1 protein-coding gene is annotated in these 1,054 nt (G+C 45.7%); it reads left to right on the plus strand.

All coding sequences use genetic code 11. The features are described 5' to 3' along the window. Window positions 1–1,054, plus strand: a 1,054-nt coding sequence (locus ACT3RN_RS15790) for a VENN motif pre-toxin domain-containing protein (RefSeq protein ID WP_444518833.1), incomplete at both ends; no start/stop codon positions are given.

A 1,054-nucleotide genomic window follows, 5' to 3' on the forward strand; every position in this document is an offset into this window, starting at 1 on the left:
TGGCAAAACCAATCTTAACTCTGACTACAAAGCAGTTGGGGAGCAATCTGGTATTTTCGCCAACGAAGCCGACCTTATCACCCAAGGCAAAGGCACCTTCAAAGGTGGCGTGTTTGTCACCTCAAAAGAAGCCCAAGCCAACAGCAACATCGTCTTTAAACAAGGCGTGACCGCAACCGACCTTAAAAACACCGCCAGCTATGACGGCGATGCCATCCAAGCAGGTATCAGTATTGGTAGCACCAATAACAAACCACAAGCCAGTATGAACGGTATTGGTTATGGCACAGACAGCGATAGTGACAGCAGTATTACCAAAGGTGGTGTCAGTGGTCACAATGATCCACAAGGCATATTCACCACTGAGAACCGTGAAGCCCTAGCGGGTAAGCTTGAGAATAACTTTGATGCTGGTCAAGTCAATGAGGAGTTAGGAGCGCAGACGCAGATTACACAAGCCTTTGACCAAGAACGTCGTAAAGTCAAGACTGAGATTAACACCAAAGAGAAGAAGTTAAGGGATGAGGCAGAAGAACAAGGACAGCTAGGTAATACAACTGCTCGCGATAAACTTATCGAACAAGCAGATAAAGTACAAAACCAAGGATTATTGTTTGATGCCATCTCTGGAGCGATCTATGGACCAAATAGTAATGGCGCGACAGACTATGTCGCTAAAGTAGCTAGTCCTTTTGTATCTAATCAAATTGGACAATACTATAAAGAACAAAGTGAGACCCAAGGAGATAGTCTTACTGGCAGCCAGCAAGCGGGACATATATTAGCTCATGGTATTCTTGGTGCTGCAGTAAGTTATGTGACTGGTAATGATGCAGTGACTGGCGGTGTTTCGGCAGGGGCAGGTGAGGCTACAGCCCCAGTTTTATCGAAGTTTCTCTATGGTAGCAGTGACCCTACTAAACTAACTGCGGAACAAAAAGATACGATTAGCGCCATTACTAGTGCTTTGGGTGCTGGTATTGGAGCAACGACGGGTAATGCCAGTGATGCTGCTAACGCAGCAGAAACGAGTAAAGTTGCGGTTGAAGATAAT

The organism is Psychrobacter sp. AOP5-GZ1-6 (assembly GCF_052376345.1).
Taxonomy (GTDB): Bacteria; Pseudomonadota; Gammaproteobacteria; order Pseudomonadales; family Moraxellaceae; genus Psychrobacter.